This window comes from Shewanella sp. WE21 (assembly GCF_002966515.1).
Lineage (GTDB): Bacteria > Pseudomonadota > Gammaproteobacteria > Enterobacterales > Shewanellaceae > Shewanella > Shewanella oncorhynchi.
On sequence record NZ_CP023019.1, the window covers coordinates 1,117,832 to 1,138,080 of the forward strand.

A 20,249-nucleotide genomic window follows, 5' to 3' on the forward strand; every position below is an offset into this window, starting at 1 on the left:
CAGATAGATAGCACTAAGCTTCCCCAAAACTGTCATCATTTTGTCATTTCTAAGTCATAGACTCCGCTCACATAGACGAAGGGGCTGACGTAATGACAAGTTTAGATCTGGCTAAAGAGCTCGATAAAATAATCTCTAAAGCTGCAATCAGTCCCTTATTTCAGCCAATTTTCAATATATTAGAACATAAAATTCATGGTTTTGAGGCGTTAAGCCGTGGCCCTGAACACAGCCCGTTATACTCCCCAGTCCCGCTATTTCAGACCGCCGAACATCAAGGTAAATTAAGCGAGCTAGAAACCCTTTGTCGCCGTATTTCACTCGAGCAATTTAAGTTGCGCCAGTTTCAAGGCAAGCTGTTTATAAATATCTCGCCCAAGGCATTATTAGATCCCGCCCACCCCAAGGGCATGACCTTACAACTGCTGCAACAACTCGGCATAGCGCCATCACAGGTTGTGATTGAACTGTCAGAGCAATACCCCGCCGATGATATCGATTTACTCAAATCCTGCTTGAATCACTATCGTAGCCAAGGTTTTTTAACGGCGATCGATGACTTAGGTGCAGGTTATTCGGGTCTGAGACTCTGGTCAGAATTGTCACCTGACTATGTCAAAATCGACCGTCACTTTATCCATCAGATTGATTCGACTCCCGTCAAACAGGAATTTGTCCGCTCGATTGTGGAGTTATGCCAAAGTTTAACCTGCAAAGTGATAGCCGAAGGAATTGAAACGCAAGAGGAATTAGCCGTACTCAAACAACTGGGTATCGTCTATTGCCAAGGCTACTTACTCGGTCGTCCAGAAGTGCTCCCCTGCCGTGCGATGAAAGCGACCTTAGTGCCAAGCAATACTCAAATTCAACCTAGATACAGCGAATCGGCCGAGAGCCTGTGCACGAGTGCCATAACCGTAGTGCCCACACTTAAACTCAAATTTTTAAGTGACACCTTTATCTCGCAACCTGCATTACAGGCGGTTGTAGTGGTAGATAACCTGTTGCCACTCGGTATTATCAGCCGCGCGACCTTACTTGAACTCTTCAGCACACCCTATGGTCGCGCCTTACATGAAAATCATGCTGTGAGTGAAGTGATGGACCCGCAAGTCATCCAGATTGAGGCCAACGAACCGTTATCCACCGTAAGTCAATTACTGACCTCAGAGAGTGCTAATACGGTCGCGCAACAGTTCATTATCCTTCGCCGTGGTAAACTACTCGGCATAGGTCACACCAAAGATTTACTGCAAAGGATCACAGAGCACAGAATTAAGATGGCCCGCCATGCGAATCCTCTGACAGACTTGCCGGGCAATGTGCCCATTCAAGAGGAATTAAAACGCCTTAAGATCCAAAAGAAACATTTTTATCTAGCCTATTTTGATTTGTGTAACTTTAAGCCCTATAACGATATTTATGGATTTTGCCGTGGCGATGAAGTGATTTGTGAAGTGGCGAATCTGTTACTGAAGTATAAAAGCGACAATTGTTTTGTCGGCCATGTCGGCGGCGATGACTTTGTAATTATCAGCACCTGTGAGCATATGATCAGCCGTTGCCAGCGAATTCTAGCGGATTTTGAAACCCATAAGCATTTGTTTTATAGCGCAGATCACTGGCTGGCCCAGGAAATGCTCGCCGACGATAGAAAAGGTGAAGCCTGTTACCATCAATTGATCAGTCTGTGTGTAGGCATTTTACCACCCGCACTCACCTTTAACGCCCATGAACATAGTCTATCGACCTTAAGCGCTAGGGCAAAAAAACAGGCAAAATCCGCAAATAATGGATTTTACCTGTTAGAAAATCATCTAATTATCGACACTCAGGCACTAACGGCATAGCTAAACAGCTTAAATCCTCAGCATTACCGCCCGATATGAGTCATTAAAGTTGTGGTGCAATCGTCTTCTTTAACCACTCGGTTAACATTTTGGTTTCATACATAAAAGGTTTATCATTTAAAGATTGGATCCCCCCCATAAACCCCATATCCGACAGTTTTTCATCGCCCGCGATAATCACTTTATCATTTTCTAAGACTTGATAAGAAAAAGTCATACGTGGCGGATAAATGTCTTTGATAATGCGTAAATCATTGGCGGTCGCACCAAATGTTGGACGCATATCACCCGCAAGATCAACATCGGTAATGGTCATTTCAAGCTTTTGATTTGGTTTTAAAATCTTTGCGGCTTCTTTATTGATGTTTTCAGTTAAGGTCTCAAATAAGCGCTTCTCATAACGGGATTGGAGCTCCCCTGATGATTTTATATCGCGATAATCTTTAGGACTTTGCCAAACAATTTTAACCACACCATCTTCGGTGACGGGATCCACAGGCGCTTCATCGGCCGCCCAAGCCGCACTGCAACTTAATACACCTGCGAGTAAAAGGGACTGAATTTTCATGTTTGCCTCCAAGGCCTAGATAACTTTCTGAGAACCACAGTACAAAATCTAACCTGAACTAGAGCTTAACGCAAAACTGATATAAGTACAGCAAATGTGTCGTAAGCTTTTGTATAATTAAGTAAATATTATTTAACCATCACAACCGATACGTATCTTTTTGTATCGAAATTGCACCAAGTAAGTGCATAGTTATCAATTTGTGAACATTTCACGCGCATAACGACAAAAAAAGCGTTATCCTTCCGCTATTGTTTACATTGCCCACTTAATAAAAAATGAAATTCCCTGTTGTACCTGTGTTCATTCTTATCCTGTTTACCTGCGTCGTAAGTGCGATTTGGTTTATCTCCCCGAGTGACAAAAATACTGGCCCTAAAACTTGGTCAGCCTTTATCTACAACCATGGCTATGATTCAGGAAAATATAAAAAAACCGATAACTTTGACAGCTATAATACTTGCCGCGATTTTGCACGCGAACAATCTGCCTTCTACGACAATGTGCCTTGGGAATGTGGATCTATGTGCCAGTTCGATACTCGTAAGCAAGGATTTCAATGCGAAGAAATGAAGAATGAGCACTAACTAACCATTCAGCATAGGTTCAATATTTATACAATAAACTCCACTCCTCACAGTACAACTCGTTTTCTTTACCATCTAAGGATGCACGATTTAGAACTAACGTGTTAAACGTAATTTTTAACTTGGAGCTTACCTATGAACCTAAAAACGGCTTATCTATTCAACCCATATTCACGAAAACTCGCTTTATTGGCACTGCTGACAATCGGAACTAGCGCAAGTATTTCAAGCCAAGCTGCGCCATTGACCATCAGCCAGCAACAGGCAGTTAACACTCATTTGAGCAAATTGGCTCAGATGCAAAATGCGGCTGAACATCAAATGACAGAGCAGCTTAAGCAAGATTTTAGTCAACAATTAACCGCGCAAGAACATGAGTTTATGAGCGACATCTGCCCTAAATACGGCATGACCTTCGATGTCACTACCAACGCTTGCTTACGCTCATAAGGTATTGCCAAGACTAAAATGGAAAACGGGCACTCAGCTCAGGGTATTGCCGCTTTAAATCCTTGGGCTTAGTGCTAAATTTTTTACCCGCGGGCGTCGCCTTGCCCGATGGCATAAAGGGCAGTTCCTCACTGGTTCTATCTTCGTATAATTGCCCTGCGATAAGGTCGTATTCATCTACAAAAGGGTAAGCATAGGCATCTCGCTCTGGCCAAGCGGCTAAACGTGCTAGGGTGTCAGGCTGATTAACCACACCTTCGAAAATTTCTTTACCGAGTGAAATCAAAAAACACCTAAACTCGGCAAAAGCATATTCAGAATCACAGCCCGTAATAATGTAAGCCGCCCCCCAAACAGACCACAGATAACTACGGCGCATCTGCTGACCAAAGATTTTATCGAAAGCTTTTAACTCTTCATTACTCAATTCGGCAAGTTTCTGCTTCAGTGCTTGAGTCAAAGACTCCTGTGATTGCGCCGCTTCCGTTCGCGTGACTAAACCCCAAAACTCAACTTCTGTCATAAACGTCACCTATTAGAGCCTCTAGCAAAAAGGCATATTCTACACGATATTACGGTTATACTGGACTCGGATTAGGGCATTTCCTACACTTGCTCATCTTCTTTGCTACTGGTGTGCACTTCAATCTATGCCTAAACGTCTTATACTACTGATCACGTTATATTGCCTCTTCAGCATTGCTGCACTTTGGCGTACTGTGATGACTCAATCCCTTGATGTATTCACCCTAGGTGTCCTCCCCGTGCTCGTTGGCATACTCATACGGGCGCCGTGGTCTAGCTTAGTGTTGAAGATTTATATTGGCATGCAAACCTTAGGATTCTCGGCACTGGGGATTACAGCAATTATTGCCTATCGCATTACCCCTGAGGATGTAAAAGTAGTTGTTTCTGGCCACAACATTCCTATGTTGCCACTCACAGTGAGCATTATTGTTATTTTACTCGTGCAGTATTGGATCGCATTTTCTAAGGTCACGAGACACTATTTGACCCGCCAAACTCAGTAATGGACTTTGTTGCTAAGCTGTTATCAATAGCGTAGCTTAGCGACCCAGTAAAATACTTACGACTCTTAACTTGAAGTAGACTATGAGCCATTTATCGCCCAGTGAACTTTCCATTCTTTTAGTAGAACCTTCAGAGACACAGCGTCGAATTATTATTCAGCGCTTACAACAAGAAGGCATTCTCAGCATTCAAACCGCAGAAAACATAGAAGCCGCTAAAGATATTATTGCTCGCCATAAACCTGACCTTATTGCGAGCGCCATGCATTTCGATGATGGCACTGCCATCGATCTCTTGGGCTACTTAAGGGCCAACGCTGACTGCAAAGATATCCAATTTATGCTGGTCTCGAGTGAGTGCCGCCGTGAGCAACTTGAAATATTCCGCCAATCGGGTGTAGTAGCGATTCTACCTAAACCCTTCAGTGCCGACCATTTAGGCACAGCATTGAATGCCACGATTGATTTACTCAGCCACGATGAACTCGACCTGAGTAATTTCGATGTACAAGATGTGCGTGTATTAGTGGTCGATGATAGCCGTATGGCAAGAAACGTCATTAAACGCACGATTGGTAACTTAGGGATGAAGCTAATTACCGAGGCCGAGGATGGCGCGCAAGCCATAGCGTTAATGAAACACAATATGTTCGACTTAGTGATCACTGATTACAATATGCCGAGTGTAGATGGGCTAGCTTTGACACAATTTATCCGCAATGAAAGCCAACAATCACACATTCCCATCTTGATGGTGTCTTCCGAAGCCAACGATACCCACCTCAGCAATGTGTCCCAAGCGGGTGTAAATGCCTTATGTGACAAACCCTTTGAACCCAAACTTGTTAAAAAATTACTCTATCAACTGTTAGAAGAATAAAACCAGAATAAAACTTAAATCACGAACTGAGTAAATATTCTGCGCTTTACTGAACATCCTGCTGCACGCTAGACGCAAAAGGCTTTCCAAGTGCTAAACCTTATGGCATGTTAGGCACGCTTATTTCAAATAAATCTACGGAAAGAAGAGACAATAAAAATGAACAAAACTGAACTAATCGCCAAAATTGCAGAAAATGCCGATCTAACGAAAGTAGAAGCAGCACGCGCATTGAAGTCTTTTGAAGCAGCTATTACCGAATCAATGAAAAATGGTGACAAAATCTCCATCGTAGGTTTCGGTTCTTTTGAAACAGCGACTCGTGCCGCTCGCACTGGCCGTAACCCACAAACGGGTAAAGAAATTCAAATTGCTGAAGCGACAGTGCCTAAGTTTAAAGCAGGTAAAACCCTACGTGACAGCGTAAACTAAGTTATAAAATTCAATACAACGCCTCCATTGTGAGGCGTTTTTTTTTGCCCAATCCCAGTGAAGTACTGAATGTTTTTTGCACAACAAAAGTGCGCCTCTGCCCCACAAACTGGCAAGTAAAAACATTTCATTAACATTACGAGTTCTAATACCTTGTTTTACATGGCATTGTAATAGTGGCATGTGATTAGCAAATCCTTCCTTAGAAAAAAACCAAGATGCACTAATGACCACAGCTGACTTTGAGTGTGCCAATGGTGAATCGATAAATAAGTCAATCGAGGGGATGAGCATGAAGAAATCACTGTACAGCGTTTTGGCCTTATCGACGGGAATGTTACTGGCAGGCAACGCCTTTGCAGCCGTATCAGGCAACATTGGCGGTACCTCTAATTATCTATGGCGCGGTGCGACCCAAACTAAAGATGCGGTCGCAATCCAAGGTGGCCTTGACTACAGCCACGATTCTGGATTTTATGCGGGAACTTGGGCATCGAATGTGGATTTTGGTGATGATACTAGCTACGAGCTTGATCTATATGCGGGTTATGGCGGCAGTATTACCGAAGACATCAGCTACGACTTTGGCTATCTCTACTACGCCTATCCAGACGCGCCGGGCAGTATTGATTTTGGTGAGCTCCATGCTGCTGTCACGTGGAAATGGCTCGAACTGGCTTACTCCCAAGTCATCAATGCCGGTGACGATCTGGCCGCCGATCCTTTAGATAATAAAGATCTCAGTTATCTTGCCGCGACGGTATCCGTTCCTCTCACTGAAAAGCTGAGTTTATCAGTGCACTATGGTTACTCAAACGGTGATGTCGTCCAATCTTGGTTTGGCGAAGATAATTATGCCGACTATAACGTGACTCTCAGCGCTGATACCAGTATAGGCACAGTGTCATTTATGGTCTCTGATACCGATCTCACCGATGATGATGCCAAACTAGTACTCGGATATTCCTACAGTTTTGATCTATAGGCTCTAAGCATAACAAAACGCCACCTTAAAAAGTGGCGTCGTTTTATCACTATCACCTATTAGGCAATAATTGACCGGTTTGTTTTACGGGCCGCAACCATTTTCTCGATATACTCAACAATGGGCTCAGTCACTGAAATCCCTGTTGTTTGCTCAATCCCTTCAATGCCAGGCGCCGAATTAACCTCAAGGATCAGTGGGCCACGGTTAGAACGTAAAATATCGACTCCCGCGACAACCAATCCCATCGCCTTCACAGCGGCAATAGCCATTTTACGCTCAACAGAGGTGATTTTTACCACCTCACCACAACCCCCTAAATGCAGATTTGAGCGAAAATCACCCTCGGGGCCTTGACGCTTCATCGAAGCAACAACCTTGTCACCGACAACAAAACAACGAATATCACTACCATTGGATTCTTTAATGTATTCCTGTACTAAGATATTCGCTTTGAGCCCCAAGAATGCTTCAATCACGCTCTCAGCAGCCGTTTTAGTTTCAGCGAGTACGACACCAATCCCTTGAGTGCCTTCGAGTAATTTAATGACTAACGGAGCGCCGCCCACCATATTGATGAGATCTGGGATATCATTTGGCTTATTGGCAAAACCCGTCACTGGCATGCCAATCCCTTTGCGGGAAAGTAGTTGCAGTGCCCGCAATTTGTCCCGCGAACGCGCAATGGAGATTGAATCATTCGCGGCATATACGCCCATCATTTCAAACTGACGAACAACGGCACAACCATAAAAAGTCACGCTAGCATGAATACGCGGAATGATGGCATCAAACCCAATTAATTCAGTACCTTCATAATGAATGCTAGGTTTAATAGAATTAATATTCATGTAGCAATTCAGCGTATTGATCACGACAGCTTCATGTCCACGACTTTGGCAAGCCGCGACTAAACGTTGTGTCGAATACAACTGGGGGAATTGGGATAAAATACCTATTTTCATTGCTGAGTGACCAACTTAAGCATGAGTGAATAAACCGTTCTGCGGCACCAAAAGCACAGCGACAGAAAAAGGGGCTGATATTTGTCTATTGCTCAGTGTAATGCAAGAAAATATTCCTCACCAGACGAAATCATTATGCTAATGAAATACTTCAAGACCTATCACATTCGGAACTCGTTTAAATTAACAGCGGCAGAATATACTTAGCCTCAAACTCCGTTGCATCTAAGGGACGAGAAAACAAATAACCTTGTAATACAGTACAATGGCGAGAAGTACAAAACTCAGCCTGCTCAATTGTTTCAACGCCCTCAGCTACTGATATGACATTAAACCCATGGGCGAAGTTAAGTAATGCAGCGAGCAAACGAGTGTCTTTATCATCCTTATCATAGGAAGCGACAAAGCTTTTATCGATTTTCAGCACGCTAATGGGAAACAATTTGATATGTTCTAAGGACGAAAAACCCGTCCCAAAATCATCAAGGGCAAAACGCACCCCTAACTCGGCGATTCTATCGAGCATTTTGGCATGTTCATGGGGATCTTCAATAAGGCAATTCTCAGTAATTTCAAGCTCTAATGCTACAGCAGGAAGTCCTGTCTTAGTCAGCGTATTCGCTATTTTATCAAACAGGTTCTCATTTCCAATTTGCGATGCAGACAGGTTAACGGCAATGGTAAATTCTCTCCCTGTTGGCTGTAATTGGGTTAACCAAACCTGTGCCTGAATACAGGCTTGTTCAAGCACCCAATCATCAATGTCCTCCATTAATCCAATTTCTTCGGCTATGGGTAAAAATTGATCTGGGGTGATAATGCCGTCTACAGGATGCTGCCATCGGATAAGGGCTTCCATCCCCACCAGCTGATGGGTTTTCGCATTCACTTGCGCTTGATAATGAACCTTAAATTCATTTCTTTTTAAGGCAGTACGCAAACTCGACTCGATATGATTACGGTAACGCACCTCTTTATCTAAAGCTTCTGAGTAAAACTGAATTTGGTTTCGGCCCATTTTTTTAGCGCGATACATGGCAATATCGGCACATTTCATCAGCTCAGAACTATTCGAAGCCGCTTCATTATAAAAAGCCACACCGATACTGGCACCAATAAGCACATCGTTATCACCGAGACAAAATACGTCCTCAAACACTTTGAGCAATCGATTAGCCACAATCATAGGGAAATATTTATAATCATTATCAGTGACTAGCACGACAAATTCGTCCCCACCTAAACGGGCAATAATGTCGCCATCTCGTAATACTTCACTTAATCGAGCGGCTACTTTAACTAAAAGAATATCCCCCGTCTGATGGCCTAGAGTGTCATTGATCGCTTTAAAATCATCTAAATCGAGCAAGATAACGGCTAAATAGTCGTGACAACGTTTGGCCCTTGCTATCGCTCGATTAAGACAAAGTTCAAAACCATAGCGATTAACCAGCTTAGTCAACGAATCGTGTTCAGCTAGCTCTTTTAGTTTTTGGTGACTATTACGTAACGCCAACGCCATTGAAGATCTTTGTTTCGCATAACGAATTGCACGGGTTAGTATCCGCGAGTTGACCTCATCTTTAAGCAAGAAGTCCTGTGCCCCTAGTTCAATACAGCGCTGAGCCAGTTTCTCATCTTCATAGCGACTCAGCATAACGACTACGGTCTGATCTTGCGTCATGGCATTGAGCTTGATCAACACTTCTAAGCCATTAGCATCGGGTAATAAATAATCCAATAGAATACCGTCAAAATGACGTTCTAATGCGAGATTTAAACCATCAAATGCACAATTTGCTTCGACCACATTAAAAGTCAACTTTGACTGTCTGAGTGCTCGGATGATCGCAGTTCTATCAACTTCATCATCATCGATCAGTAGTAAATCCATATACTCACCTTATGCGGATGGGAGCTCCACTATTCGCCAGTAACCTTCAAGCATATTAAAAATATTGTTAAAACCATCTTTCATATCAGTTTTAACCATATAACCAGCCACATGATGGCTATAGGCTTTCATCCTATCTTCATCGGTACTCGACGTGGTGAGCATAAAAACGACAGACGAAGAAAGAGAAGGATCTGAACGTATTCGCTCAAGGAACTCAAACCCATTCATTCTTGGCATATTAAGATCCAGCAAAATAAGATACGGACCTTTGATCGTGTCTAAACTCGTTAGAATAGTTAATGCTTCGATCCCATCCCGAGCACGCACTAAGGGATTGAGTAACCTCAATTGTCTCATCGCCCGCTGCACGGCCATGTAATCCACGTCATCGTCATCAACCAATAAAATGGTGACCTGTTGATAGTGATTTGCTGCGCTCATAGAAGCTCCTTTTTCACTATTTGCTTAGGCCAACTAAAGCAAAAACAACAACCTCGGCCCTGCGATTTAAGCTGAATCTCTCCACCTAAACTTTCAACCGTTTTCCTCACAAGTGATAAGCCTAAACCACTGCCTTCAACTTCATCCCTTGGTTTAAGTGTTTGAAACATCTCGAAGACTTTTTCATGATATGAGCTTGATATCCCCGGACCATCATCTATCACACTGAATCGATACTGCTGATCAACCGCCTCACATGAAACCGTAATCACACCTGTACCTAAGTCATGGTGTTTTATGGCGTTACTGATTAAATTTCGTATAACTAATTCCAACAATGGTCTTACGGTATAAAAATTTGGAAATTCACCTTTTAGGACTAATTCAAATCCCTGTGGCGGCGCGACGAGCGCAAACATGTCTTCAACCAGTTGCCGACTTTTCACTTCAGTGGTTTCGGTATCGACACGACCAATCCGAGAAAACATCAATAGTCCATCGAGTAATAACACCATTCGATGAATACGACTTTGGATAAGCCCTAGGTATTTCTGTACATTTTCATTGGTGTTATCGACTAAATCCTCAGATAACCAAGAGGTTAGCTGCTCGATACCACGTAATGGGGATTTCAAATCATGGGAAGCAATATAGGCGAACCTGTCTAATTCTTGATTGATACGCTCAAGCTCAAGCATATGTTCTGCACGCTGAACTTCAATACGTTTACGTTCAGAGACATTGTTAATTGTCGCGAGAATAGAAATGCCATTACTAAAATGAATAGGCGTTAACCCCACTTCAATTGCGAGTCGACTGCCATCTTTACAACAGCCAAACAGGTCATCCCGCATCGACATATTTTTCGCAATAGGCTGCACTAAATAGTTACTCATGTGCTGCTGATGAGCATCCCTTAGGGTTTCGGGCAATAACATATTGATGGAACGACCGAGTAACTCGTCTCTGGTATAGCCGAACAAACGTTCAGCATGGGTATTCACTAAAGTAATAAATCCAGATTTATCCACCATAAATAGCGCACTTGGAGAGGCTTCAATTACTAATCTAAAGCGTTTTTCGTTAGCAATTAACTCTGAAGTCAGTAAAGACTCCTTATATCGATTACGCGCCATAATTAACACTGAGTAAAACAATGCCAAAATAAAACCACAACCGATAAATTGGAGCCACATACCTTGGGTCTGTTCCGCTCTCGAGATAAAACGCGATTGTGATGAAATGTCTAAACGCCACAACTGCCCTCCAACTAAGTCAGTCTGCGAGTGATAAAACACATCCTGCTCATTCGGGGCCACTTTGCTGCTGGTAAACATTAAACTGTCAGCGCTTGCCTGCGGACTTTCATAAATGGCAAGTTTCAAGCCTGAGAATCGCTCCCCCATAATCCCTTGCATGAGGTCATCCATCCTAAACGCTGCATACACAAGTCCAAACACGTGCTGTTTACGCTCAGCCTCTGTTGTTGTGGTGCCTTGATAAAGCGGTAAATACATTAAAAAGCCCGCTTTCGCATCATCAGAAGTATCTTGAACTAATACGACTTTGCCAGAAACTGTCGGCAGTCCAGTGGTAATAGCGCGAGTGATGGCTTTATATCGATTAGACTCGGAGCACATGTCATAACCCAAGGCTCTTTGATTACGCCAATCAAAGGGTTCTAAGTACACAATCACGCAATACTGATCACGCGTTCCTTCTGGGTAAACTTTATAGTCTTTAAAACCTTCAGCTTGAACTTCTTGGATGTGTGCACTTAATGCTTCAGGTTGAAGTAACTGAGCATAGCCAAAACCTTGAAAACCTGGGTAATACTCAGATAAATGAGCATTGATGACATAAGTTTGCCATTCCTGACGTGTCACATTACTCGACGATAATAATAAGCCAACGCCACCACGTAAGACTTGCTCATAGGCAAGCATTCTGCGATTCACGGCTTCTGTTAATTCTTGAACGCTATTTTCGAAACGCTCTTCACCTCTATCCCTAAGATATTGCTCAAGCACATACCAAGAGATCCCCATGAAAAGTAAGGCAGCCACTATCATCAGCCAGCTAGAGCTCAGCACGCTAAAGTAGATATTATTAGATGGGGGGAGTGATTTAGAAAACTGATCCTTGTCCATGTAAGCCAATTCCCTAGCAAACGATTAACAACAAACACAGGTACAAGTGTTGTTGTAATTATGACTAAATTCAAGTTTATCCTACTATTTAACTCGGAATTAACGCGAATATATCTATGACGATACCGTGCTCTTAATCACAAAATAAGCAAAAACTAAATTAATCAAATATTCAATTGCAGTCTAGTGCCTACGCCAAACAGCGGTAAGCTGAATCATCCGACTCACGGGAAGAATTTTTCACCCTAACTCACAAAATTATTTGCTTTTCTACCATACTCTTTTTAGTTAGAAAGTCGTTAGGAACAACAAGAGGAATTCGTTATGGCTCATATTACTGAAGTCGTGCCCAACGATACTGAACTTGAGGCAATGACCACACCAAGAAACAGCAAAGCCGCCGAGGCAATGCAGCATAGACGCGAAGTCAAAAAGCGTTTAGAAGACTACCTCGAGCGGGCGGAGTTAAAACGTGCATTAGGAGATGACGATTTTTTCTAGCCAATTCTATCTCGCTATCTAGTGGTCAAAATAATGGGATGATGATCTCAGTCGGTGATCATTTGTTTCGAACTCACTGAGTTTTGGCCCACTAAAATCGAATATCTCACCCAGCCAACAGTGCTGGGTGTGACTCTGCTCTAGCTCACTAACCTCCAGATTTAATATCGCGTCATCACGGTCATTTTTACCACTCTTGTCAGCTTGAGTTTTGATTAACAAGCATTCAGCCTTAGCACACTCAAATAACTCATCGCGGCCATGTTTGCTCCAACCAATCTATTTCTATATCAAGAACAAAGCAGCTTTAATGTCATATCAATAAAATATTATTAAACAGATGGTTACTTATTTATGTCCCATAGACATAGCGCTAGAATTGTAACAAGTGCACCAAAATGATTCACAAAATCGATAACAGCTAATTTATTTAATCGGTATATTTTCTCAGCTAGCCTGCGAATCAATATGAATAAATGAGGTTTAAGGCTATGATTAGCCACATCTCTCTCGCTGAAATTACCTGCAGGATATACGGGAATGTCTGAGTCGTTAGCCCAATATCAACAAGATCTACGCCGTTTTTCCGATGAATTAATTCGCATTCAAACGCCAATAAAAATCTTAGATGCCATTAAATGGCCGCGGGAAATGGAGGAACGTTTTCTCTCCAATAAGGGCACGGTACTTCCGGCTATCAAGCAAGAGTTCTATCAAAACATTGCTTTACCTTTTGATCCTGTTAAAACCCAAGCTGAGCTAGCTTCCCTAAAGCAGGACATCCATAGACGTTTGGGTAAACGAGACAAACTCGGCAAAATATTAGTGGCAAACGTCGATCAGTATCGCCTTGTCATTGATATGTTGGGGAATAGAGGCACGCCAACCTTTGGTAAGCTCAGCCAAGAATTGTACGGCAGTGCTAGCCATAAACTGCATGGCGATCGCCATACCTTGCGCCAGTTAGGCGATAAACTCAGCTACATTTTCTCGCTGCCCGCGGCGAGGCACATGAATAAACACCACCCTAAAATTATTAGCGCGCCAGAAGCGGTTAACGTGCTCAGCCAACGTTTAGAAAAGTACTTTCATAGCGATGATATGCGTGTACGCCTTAGTGACGGTATCGTCTCTGACGCTGCAGTCGGTGGCGACACTGTTAAGCTCAATAGCAAAGCAATGTTCAGCGAATCGGATCTTAATGTATATGAAGTTCACGAAGGTTGGGTGCATGTCGGCACAACGCTAAACGGCCGAGCTCAACCCCACGCCACTTGGCTCAGTGTCGGTTCTCCCCGCGTAGCAGCAACCCAAGAAGGTCTAGCCGTTTTACTGGAAATGCTGACGCTAAGCTCAAATCCAGGACGGGCTCGGCGAATTAGTGACCGTGTTGCCGCAGTCGATATGGCTGAAAATGGTGCTGACTTTATAGAGGTATTCAATTATTTCAGAGGATTGAATCTAAGTGCGACAGACAGTTACCGTGTCACTCAAAGGGTTTTCCGTGGGGGCATGGTGGAAGGCGGCAGTTTCTTCACTAAGGATATTTCCTATGTGCGTGGTTATGTGGAAAACATTAACTTTATCCGCAGCGCCATCACCTCAGGCCTTCCTGAACTCATCCCTATGCTATTCCTCGGTAAATTAGCGATTGAAGATATCCCCGTGTTATACCAAGCTTGCCAAGAGGGCATTCTGACTACGCCTAAATATCTACCGCCCATGTTTGATAACTTTAGTGGCCTTTATGCTTGGTTTGGTTTTGCATCAGGTTTAGCAGGAATCGATTTGAAAGGTGTACAGCGCCATTTCACACGCTTATTTAAAGACGTACCGAATGTCGTCCCGACCTTTGAGTTACTCGATGATACTGAATTTGACAACAACTCGGACTAATACAGTAACCTGATTGATTTAAAATAAAAAAGCTCACAACTATGTGAGCTTTTTTATAAAACTAAACGCTAATCTTCGATAGAAAAACCTTCACCATTACATTCAAAATACAACTCATCGCGAGCTCGCTTTGCCACACGTGTAGAAGATAATGGCATTTCGACCCAACTTTTGAACTTGCACTTTCAAATCTTTTAAGGCTTCCACACTAACTGCGGCAGTGCATTTAAATCCAATCGGTCACCCTGGGTCGCGATTGCTATAGCCTTTGGTTTAGTCTGAGGATCTTGGTTAATCACATCGACTAATCCATGCTGCGCCTCGGGTTCTCCATGGACTAAAATTAACGGCGGCTGGCCTTCAAAATGGTGATACCAACGTAATAACTCTGCTTGATCCGCATGGGCTGAAAGTCCACCCACTGTGTGTAACTTAGCCGCGACTTTAATGCTGTTACCATGAATAGACAGTTCCTCAGCGCCATCGACGAGGGCACGCCCCGGTGTTCCAAGCGCTTGATAACCACAAATAATCACATCACATTCTGGGCGCCATAAATTATGCTCTAAGTGGCTACGAATACGTCCACCGTTACACATGCCGCTCCCTGCGATAATGATCAATCCCTTATGCACATCGTTCAGCGCTATCGACTCTTCGGTCGTTTGGATAAATTCGACATTCGACAACAGCGGATGCTGCCCAGGATGTTGGCGGGTAAAGCGTTTAAAGTCCTCATCCATCAGCGGATAATTATTAACGTAGACGCGGGTCGCCTCAATTGCCATCGGGCTGTCTAGGCAGATTTTCCAACGGCCGAGATCCCATTCTTTAGCATATAAATGAAATAGATATAATAACTCCTGTGCTCGTCCAACCGAAAAAGCGGGCAGCAATATATTGCCTTGGCTCTCGTTGACTGTCTTAGCAAAAATGGCTTTCAATTCGGCTAAGGTATCCGTCCAACTGCGGTGAAAACGATTGCCATAGGTGCTTTCCATTAAGACTAAATCTGCCGTATCCACTAAGGTAGGATTACGTAAAATCGGCATACCTGCACGGCCAAGATCGCCACTGAAGACGATTTTCTTCTGTGATTTTCCCTCACCTAACCACAATTCGACTAAGGCGGAACCTAAAATATGCCCTGCATCTGAGAGGCAAATATCCACATGGGGAATAACCCGAGTCACTTGACCATATTCCAATGGTACAAATTGGGTTATCGCGAGTTCAGCATCTTCAACGGTGAATAGCGGTTCTAGGGGTTCAAGATCATGTTTAGCACGCTTTTTATTGACTCTTTCGGTATCGCGGGTCTGCAGCATAGCCGCATCTTTGAGCATGATGGCGCACAGCTCTGCCGTGGCTTTATGGGTGTAGATAGGCCCATCAAAACCCGCTTTGACTAAGAGTGGTAAACGCCCAGAATGATCGATATGGGCATGGCTAAGCACGACAGCAGAAATAGACTCAGGATCAAATGCGAAGGGATCATGATTACGCAACTCATCAGATTTACCGCCTTGGATCAAACCACAGTCGAGCAATAAGTGTTCATGATCAACCGAGAGTAAATGACACGAACCCGTCACTTCCTCTGTCGCCCCTAAAAACTGCAATGTCATTCGCATGGTGTCCCTCCAAGGTGTTTATCTCATATAAAGATAGACTATGCCCTTATTCCTAAAACAAAAAGGATTAATTAGTCACATGCGAGCAATGTCAACTTTAGCTGTAATGCTTAGTCATCAATAACCTAACAATGGGTACAACTGACCTTGACGTACCGTTTTGCCAGCGTTAGCAATAGTGCCATCGCGCAGCCATTGTTCGAGCAAGATCTGCAAAGGCTGTTTGACTTCTGCCGCCGTCATTCCAGCGCTAATACTTGGGCTATAGAGTAATTTAAGCAAAATGAAATCGAGTCCAGTGAGTAAGTCCTGCGGGGTTTTGTCGTTAAAGATGGAGGGAAATACTTTCTCTGAATCATTGGGTAAACCAAGCACTTGGGTTATCTCTTCCACTACGCAAGCCACTAACTTACCGTGCATTTTGGCTTGATCTACAGGAATAATAATCCAAGCACGTTCAATCTCTTGCCGTGAATTGAGAGCAAATTTTGCCATACACACAGAGCCATGGACATTTTTCGCCGAGCTCGGTCCCATTAAGCGCATCACCTCACTTGCCCATAGGGATTGACGGGTAAAAACTAAGTGCAGATTCGCCTCAGAGAGCGTATCTACCCGTTGAATATCGAGGCCGGTAATCTGGCCTAAGTGTGTTAAGTGCATCAACACTAATTGAGTGTGCAGCGCCTTATCACCCACTTGATGCTCAATAAACACTCGTACCGGTATGCGCCACTTACGCACGCTATGTTTAGCAAGGTCATACTCATTTTGTAGGGCGACTTCACTAAATGCTTGGGTGATATAAGCGGAGTTTTTCCAATCCGTAGCGGGCGTTAATACTTGGGTTAATCCGGGAGATGTTTGAGCAGCAAACAAAGGCAAAGCGAATAAACTTAGCGCTAGAAAAAGCCCTAAACGAAACAGACGTGCAGTAAAAAATAACCAACTGTAGAAACGTGTTAATACCCTAAGCCACTTTTGCATTGGCACTCATCCCGCAACTTGACGAGGTCACTGAATCAAAATCATAGCAGTGATACTGATAAAAGAAGTCGAAATCTGCAAACAATCTCATACAACATAGACTTAATAAACTCGCCCAGATAATGCAATGCCGACTAAACCGTTGCCAATAAAACCCCATAATAAAATTACTACACAAAGCATCAATGCATTGTTTTTAAAAACATTATATTTAATATCATTAATCGTATACTGATGATATTACACCACCATTGCCAAGGATTCAGGATGACAATGGTGTGCATTTTTAGCTTAAGCGCTTTCTAACCTAATATAAGCCTGTATTTACAACAGCTAGTCCCTTAACCACCCCTCAACTTCATCGCGCGTCGGTACTGAGCCGCTATGTATGAGCTCACCATCGATCACTACCGCAGGGGTTTTCATCACTTTAAATTTCAATAGGCTTTGAGGATCTGTGTCCTTTTTTACAATCACATCCACACCCATTTCTTCTGATATGTCCGCAATCATCTCAGCGGTTTTGCTACATTTAGCGCAACCACTGCCTAATACTTTGACTTGTTTCATGTTACTTCCTTAACGAACTGTGCTGCAAAATTAAAAATTTCAACCTACTGTCATACTCGCAGCCACATATAGCAAGGTAAATTTCCAGCCAAGCAAACTCATAGACAAGAGTATGGCAACATCTATAGCTCAATTCAGGCCACAATAAGATAACTGCATTATTAGTTGCATTACATTGATTGCTATTAATTTCTATATATAAATATAAACAAATATTTATAAACCATCTGTTATAAACACTACCAAAAAACTAAAAAAGTACAGCCTAGTTTTTCATAAAATCTCAATACTCTAGTTAATTTCACGACTCAAAAAAATAATCTTGATAACACAATAAATATTAATACAACCTAAATTAGATGTTTGGTGAATATAGCTAAAACAGTCAATATTTTACTTTATTATTATTTAGGTATTTCCCCGTCATCATTTATCCACACATCTCGTGACTCATATCACTTATTACAACATTTAAGATTGATCCTACATCACTAAACACTAGTATCTGCTATGTTGCGACTGCAACACGATTTATCAACATATTATAACAATACGGAAACCTCCCTATGATCTGGACCCAAACATACACGCCACTCGGTAGCTTGTGGCTAACCGCAATGGTTGCTTTACTGCCTATTGTGTTTTTCTTCCTAGCCTTAACTGTGTTAAAACTTAAAGGCTATATCGCTGGGGCATTAACCTTATTAATAGCCTTAGCAGTCGCGATACTCGCCTACAAAATGCCTATTAGTATCGCGCTTTCTTCTGCTATATATGGTTTTAGTTATGGGCTATGGCCAATTGCTTGGATTATTATTACCGCAGTATTTTTATATAAAATCACCGTTAAAACAGGTCAATTTGAGGTTATTCGCTCGTCAGTCATCTCAGTCACGGAAGATCAACGATTACAAATGCTATTGGTTGGCTTTTCATTTGGAGCCTTCCTCGAAGGTGCTGCTGGTTTTGGTGCACCTGTTGCTATTACAGCTGCGTTACTTGTCGGGCTTGGATTCAATCCATTGTATGCAGCAGGACTTTGCTTAATCGCAAACACGGCACCCGTCGCCTTTGGAGCTATGGGTATCCCAATTATCGTAGCAGGTCAGGTTTCATCACTAGACCCATTCCATATTGGACAACTCGCTGGCCGTCAGTTGCCAATATTATCGATTATTGTCCCCTTCTGGCTCATCGCAATGATGGATGGCATCAGGGGAATACGTCAAACTTGGCCCGCAACATTAGTAGCAGGCGTTTCATTTGCGATCACCCAATTTTTAACCTCAAACTTTATCGGCCCCGAATTACCCGATATTACTTCGGCGTTAGTCAGTCTAATTTGTTTAACGTTATTTTTAAAAGTCTGGCAACCAAAAGAAATATTCACTTTCTCAGGCATGAAACAAAGAGTTACTACCCCTAAATCTACTTTTTCTAATAGCCAGATATTTAAAGCATGGTCTCCATTTATTATTCTCACAGCGATTGTAACCCTGTGGAGTCTTAAAGATGTACAACTGGCATTAAGTTTTGCCACTATCAGTATTGAAGTACCTTACTTACATAATCTCGTTATCAAAAGTGCACCTATTGTCGCTAAGGAAACCCCTTATGCAGCAATATATAAACTTAATTTATTAGGCGCTGTTGGAACAGCAATTTTAATCGCAGCAATGATCTCAATTGTGGTCCTTAAAATGTCAGTAAGTAATGCACTGACATCCTTTAAAGACACTTTAATTGAATTAAAATTCCCGATATTGTCAATTGGATTAGTATTAGCATTTGCCTTTGTCGCAAACTATTCAGGTCTATCTTCAACCTTAGCACTCGTGCTCGCAGGCACTGGCGTAGCATTCCCCTTCTTTTCGCCATTCTTAGGTTGGTTAGGTGTGTTTTTAACAGGTTCAGACACCTCATCAAATGCCCTATTTGGTGCGCTGCAAGCCAATACAGCAAACCAAATAGGTGTAACACCGGAGTTATTAGTCGCCGCAAACACTACGGGAGGAGTAACGGGCAAAATGATTTCGCCACAATCTATTGCCGTTGCTTGCGCTGCAACGGGATTGGCGGGTAAAGAATCAGATCTTTTCCGCTTTACGCTAAAGCACAGTCTATTTTTCTGTACTTTCATTGGCGTGATCACAGTACTCCAAGCATACGTAGTCCCTTGGACATTAGTGTTTTTCACTAAATAAAACGATATCTAAGATATATTAAAAGCCGAGTGATAAACCACTCGGCTTTTTAGATTGGAATGGATATAAAACTCACTCTGCGATGAAGTTAAAATGGGTTCAATTAAGCAAAGTAGCAAGGCAGCTTTATTAATCCCAGTGAAGTCAAACAATCAAAGTCCAGCTTGTCATTCTTGTCGTAGATAAATACCAGGTACATTGATGACAAATGCAACTTAAGC

General features: G+C 42.7%; 19 protein-coding genes. 10 read left to right on the forward strand and 9 right to left on the reverse strand.

Annotated features, from left to right (window positions below):
• The first annotated feature begins 92 nt into the window (after positions 1–92).
• Positions 93–1,850 (forward strand): GGDEF domain-containing protein, encoded by a 1,758-nt coding sequence (locus CKQ84_RS04785; RefSeq protein WP_105250306.1) that lies wholly within the window; start codon positions 93–95, stop codon positions 1,848–1,850.
• Between the two features lie 43 nt (positions 1,851–1,893).
• On the opposite strand, the gene CKQ84_RS04790 is transcribed toward CKQ84_RS04785, so the two are convergent.
• Positions 1,894–2,418: a DUF3016 domain-containing protein gene (locus CKQ84_RS04790; protein ID WP_105250307.1), complete on the reverse strand. Its 525-nt coding sequence runs from the start codon at positions 2,416–2,418 to the stop codon at positions 1,894–1,896.
• A 278-nt stretch (positions 2,419–2,696) separates the two neighbouring features.
• On the opposite strand from CKQ84_RS04790, the gene CKQ84_RS04795 reads away from it, so the two are divergent.
• Positions 2,697–3,005, forward strand: coding sequence for a hypothetical protein (locus CKQ84_RS04795; protein WP_105250308.1), 309 nt, complete (start codon positions 2,697–2,699; stop codon positions 3,003–3,005).
• 135 nt (positions 3,006–3,140) lie between these two features.
• Positions 3,141–3,455: a hypothetical protein gene (locus tag CKQ84_RS04800; RefSeq protein ID WP_105250309.1), complete on the forward strand. Its 315-nt coding sequence runs from the start codon at positions 3,141–3,143 to the stop codon at positions 3,453–3,455.
• Positions 3,456–3,468: 13 nt separating this feature from the next.
• Here CKQ84_RS04800 and CKQ84_RS04805 read toward each other — a convergent pair whose 3' ends face one another.
• Entirely contained in the window at positions 3,469–3,978 is a 510-nt protein-coding gene (locus tag CKQ84_RS04805) for a DUF4240 domain-containing protein (protein ID WP_105250310.1), read from the reverse strand.
• Positions 3,979–4,105: 127 nt separating this feature from the next.
• Here CKQ84_RS04805 and CKQ84_RS04810 point away from each other — a divergent pair, with 127 nt between their 5' ends.
• From CKQ84_RS04810 to CKQ84_RS04830, 4 genes are all read left to right on the forward strand, one after another.
• Positions 4,106–4,486: a hypothetical protein gene (locus CKQ84_RS04810; protein WP_105250311.1), complete on the forward strand. Its 381-nt coding sequence runs from the start codon at positions 4,106–4,108 to the stop codon at positions 4,484–4,486.
• Between the two features lie 82 nt (positions 4,487–4,568).
• Positions 4,569–5,366 (forward strand): response regulator, encoded by a 798-nt coding sequence (locus tag CKQ84_RS04815; protein ID WP_105250312.1) that lies wholly within the window; start codon positions 4,569–4,571, stop codon positions 5,364–5,366.
• A gap of 159 nt (positions 5,367–5,525) precedes the next feature.
• A complete protein-coding gene (locus tag CKQ84_RS04820; protein ID WP_006079990.1) occupies positions 5,526–5,798 on the forward strand; it encodes an HU family DNA-binding protein in 273 nt (90 codons plus the stop codon).
• A 292-nt stretch (positions 5,799–6,090) separates the two neighbouring features.
• A complete protein-coding gene (locus tag CKQ84_RS04830; RefSeq protein ID WP_105250314.1) occupies positions 6,091–6,783 on the forward strand; it encodes a TorF family putative porin in 693 nt (230 codons plus the stop codon).
• A gap of 59 nt (positions 6,784–6,842) precedes the next feature.
• Here the strand turns inward: CKQ84_RS04830 and rimK are convergent, their stop codons facing one another.
• The 4 genes from rimK to CKQ84_RS04850 form a co-directional block, all read right to left on the reverse strand.
• Positions 6,843–7,748 carry a 30S ribosomal protein S6--L-glutamate ligase gene (gene rimK / locus CKQ84_RS04835; RefSeq protein ID WP_105250315.1) on the reverse strand — a complete coding sequence of 302 codons (906 nt, stop codon included), beginning with the start codon at positions 7,746–7,748 and terminating at the stop codon, positions 6,843–6,845.
• A 178-nt stretch (positions 7,749–7,926) separates the two neighbouring features.
• Entirely contained in the window at positions 7,927–9,642 is a 1,716-nt protein-coding gene (locus CKQ84_RS04840) for a bifunctional diguanylate cyclase/phosphodiesterase (protein WP_105250316.1), read from the reverse strand.
• 9 nt (positions 9,643–9,651) lie between these two features.
• Complete coding sequence (locus CKQ84_RS04845; RefSeq protein WP_105250317.1) at positions 9,652–10,086, reverse strand: response regulator; 435 nt, start codon at positions 10,084–10,086, stop codon at positions 9,652–9,654.
• Positions 10,083–12,236 carry a CHASE domain-containing protein gene (locus CKQ84_RS04850; protein ID WP_105250318.1) on the reverse strand — a complete coding sequence of 718 codons (2,154 nt, stop codon included), beginning with the start codon at positions 12,234–12,236 and terminating at the stop codon, positions 10,083–10,085. The genes CKQ84_RS04845 and CKQ84_RS04850 overlap by 4 nt, the downstream gene beginning before the upstream one ends.
• A gap of 324 nt (positions 12,237–12,560) precedes the next feature.
• Here CKQ84_RS04850 and CKQ84_RS04855 point away from each other — a divergent pair, with 324 nt between their 5' ends.
• The gene (locus CKQ84_RS04855; RefSeq protein ID WP_006079984.1) at positions 12,561–12,737 is read left to right on the forward strand and encodes a PA3496 family putative envelope integrity protein; all 177 of its coding nucleotides are present in this window, start codon (positions 12,561–12,563) and stop codon (positions 12,735–12,737) included.
• Positions 12,738–13,277: 540 nt separating this feature from the next.
• Positions 13,278–14,633, forward strand: a complete 1,356-nt coding sequence (locus CKQ84_RS04865; protein WP_105250320.1) for a flavohemoglobin expression-modulating QEGLA motif protein — start codon at positions 13,278–13,280, stop codon at positions 14,631–14,633.
• Positions 14,634–14,827: 194 nt separating this feature from the next.
• On the opposite strand, the gene CKQ84_RS04870 is transcribed toward CKQ84_RS04865, so the two are convergent.
• The 3 genes from CKQ84_RS04870 to CKQ84_RS04880 all read right to left on the reverse strand — a co-directional run bounded on the left by CKQ84_RS04870 (position 14,828) and on the right by CKQ84_RS04880 (position 17,824).
• Complete coding sequence (locus CKQ84_RS04870) at positions 14,828–16,267, reverse strand: MBL fold metallo-hydrolase RNA specificity domain-containing protein (RefSeq protein WP_105250321.1); 1,440 nt, start codon at positions 16,265–16,267, stop codon at positions 14,828–14,830.
• Positions 16,268–16,384: 117 nt separating this feature from the next.
• Positions 16,385–17,254: a DUF2927 domain-containing protein gene (locus CKQ84_RS04875; protein ID WP_105250322.1), complete on the reverse strand. Its 870-nt coding sequence runs from the start codon at positions 17,252–17,254 to the stop codon at positions 16,385–16,387.
• Positions 17,255–17,587: 333 nt separating this feature from the next.
• On the reverse strand, positions 17,588–17,824 hold the full coding sequence (locus tag CKQ84_RS04880) for a thioredoxin family protein (RefSeq protein WP_028761824.1): 237 nt from the start codon (positions 17,822–17,824) through the stop codon (positions 17,588–17,590).
• 566 nt (positions 17,825–18,390) lie between these two features.
• On the opposite strand from CKQ84_RS04880, the gene CKQ84_RS04885 reads away from it, so the two are divergent.
• On the forward strand, positions 18,391–20,028 hold the full coding sequence (locus CKQ84_RS04885) for a lactate permease LctP family transporter (RefSeq protein ID WP_105250323.1): 1,638 nt from the start codon (positions 18,391–18,393) through the stop codon (positions 20,026–20,028).
• The last annotated feature ends 221 nt before the right edge of the window (positions 20,029–20,249 follow it).